At 54.4% G+C, this 1905-nt stretch carries 2 protein-coding genes and 2 pseudogenes; 2 read left to right on the plus strand and 2 right to left on the minus strand.

The features are described from left to right. On the plus strand, positions 1 to 390 hold the full coding sequence (gene tnpB / locus ACOI06_RS14440; RefSeq protein ID WP_420663297.1) for an IS66 family insertion sequence element accessory protein TnpB: 390 nt from the start codon (positions 1 to 3) through the stop codon (positions 388 to 390). Here tnpB and ACOI06_RS14445 read toward each other — a convergent pair. Continuing rightward, a pseudogene (locus tag ACOI06_RS14445) lies at positions 366 to 479 on the minus strand (transposase domain-containing protein); the annotation flags it as partial. The gene tnpB and the pseudogene ACOI06_RS14445 sit on opposite strands and share 25 nt — an antisense overlap. Positions 480 to 542: 63 nt before the next feature. Then, positions 543 to 1657 (minus strand): IS3 family transposase gene (locus ACOI06_RS14450; RefSeq protein WP_420663298.1). Its coding sequence is split into 2 segments (ribosomal slippage): positions 543 to 1396 and positions 1396 to 1657, totalling 1116 coding nucleotides; the frame shifts between segments, so codons are not numbered across the junction. A gap of 78 nt (positions 1658 to 1735) precedes the next feature. Between ACOI06_RS14450 and ACOI06_RS14455 the strand changes: the two are divergent. Continuing rightward, positions 1736 to 1905 (plus strand): annotated as a pseudogene (locus ACOI06_RS14455) (IS66 family transposase); the annotation flags it as partial.

A 1905-nucleotide genomic window follows, 5' to 3' on the forward strand; every position in this document is an offset into this window, starting at 1 on the left:
ATGCGCAAGTCCTTCGATGGCTTGTCAGCGATGGCGCGTCACGCCATGAACATGAATCCATTGTCCGGCGCTTTGTTTGTGTTCATCAATCGGCGTGCCAACCAGATGAAGGTGTTGTACTGGGATCGGACCGGATTCTGCGTCTGGGCCAAGCGCCTGGAGCGAGGTCGCTTCATCTCAAACTGGGCAGGGGATAAACCTGCAACCTCAGGGTTGGGAATGGCAATCGTCTCCATCGGCACCTCACCTTCGGTGAAGAACGATTGTGTCTCGTCATCTGCAGCGTTGTCCGTACGGGATATCTTGCGCTTGTGCGCGGCCACCGGACGAGAAGGCGGCTCAGGCGGTGTCTTGACAGGTGGCAACTCACCCAGCATGAGTAGCAACTGATCGGGATGCTGAGTAACGTGACGTTTCTCGCTTTTACGGCCGAAGATCTGACGTTGGTACCAATCAAGCTGCCTACTGAGTGCCTGCACTTGGTTCTGCAAGACTTGGACTTGCTGTGTCAATGCCCGGTTCAACCGGTAATCCCCCCATTTTTAGCAGTAAGCAGCAGTAGAATCGGTTAAATATTTACTGGCTAATTTTTGTCTCGGGGTGATGCCGCCCAACGCCATGTTGGGACGCTCGTTGTTGTAGGTCCAAAGCCAGGCGGTCGCGCCGCGCTGCACTTCCTCCAGACTGCCAAACAGATTTTGCGCCAACCAATCATAGCGTACGGTGCGGTTGTAGCGCTCGACGTAGCCGTTCTGCTGAGGTTTGCCTGGTTGTATATGAAGGATAGTGATCCGGCGTTTTGCGGCCCATTCGAGCAATGTTTTCCCGACGTACTCTGGGCCGTTGTCACAACGTAAACACGCAGGCTGACCACGCCATTCGATGATCTGGTCTAAAGCACGCGTGACGCGTTCAGCGGGCAACGAGAAGTCGATCTCAATGCCTAATCCTTCACGATTAAAATCGTCGACGACATTGAGCAGGCGGATGTTGCGGCCATCGGCCAGTTGGTCGTGCATGAAATCCATGGACCAGATCTGATTGATGTCGGTGGCTGTTCCTAAAGGCTCTGGGCGTTGCCGTTGTAGGCGCTTGCGCGGTTTGATACGCAGATTCAGTTCCAGCTCGCGGTAGATGCGGTAAACGCGCTTGTGATTCCATTTGAAGCCTTTGATATTGCGCAAATACAAGAAACATAGCCCGAAGCCCCAATTTCGCTGGGCCGTGGTCAATCGAATCAACCAATCGGCGATCACATCGTTTTCGCCGGCATGCTTGGCACGGTAGTAATACCCGCTCTGGCTGATGCCGAATATTTCGCAAGCCATGCGGATGCTGATACCGAACTGCTGGATTGAGCGCTGCGCCATCTCTTTGCGTCGAGATGGCGCTACCACTTTTTTTCAATGGCCTCCCGGGCGATTTCTGCTTTGAGCCGCTCTTCGGCGTACATCTTCTTCAGTCGTCGGTTCTCGGCCTCAAGCTCTTTCAGCCGCGCCATCATCGACGTATCCATGCCCCCGTATTTGGCACGCCACTTATAGAACGAGGCGCTGCTCATGCCGTGCTCACGACACAGCTCGGGCACCGGCGTTCCTGCCTCAGCCTGCTTCAGAATCGCCATGATCTGGCTGTCGGTAAATCGTGACTTTTTCATTGAATTTCCTTGTTGTGAAAATTCTACTTCTGATCACTGCGGTTTTGTGGGGGGATTACCCATCGGCGACAGCAAACGCTGCGCGTCTACCTCGACGACCCCCTAGTTCCACCAGATACCAATCATATTGAGCGCAGTATCAGGCCGGTTGCTCTTGGACGCAAGAATTGGATGTTTGCCTGGACCGAGCTCGGCGCCAAGCACATTGGCATCCTGCAGGGCCTGATCTCGACCTGTCGCGTACAGGA

The organism is Orrella sp. 11846 (genome assembly GCF_048820935.1).
In the GTDB taxonomy this organism is placed as follows: Bacteria; Pseudomonadota; Gammaproteobacteria; order Burkholderiales; family Burkholderiaceae_B; genus Algicoccus.

What these genes read in the sequence shown, in the direction of transcription:
- tnpB (WP_420663297.1), top strand. Translation starts at nt 1, where the DNA reads ATGCGCAAGTCCTTCGATGGCTTGTCAGCGATGGCGCGTCACGCCATG.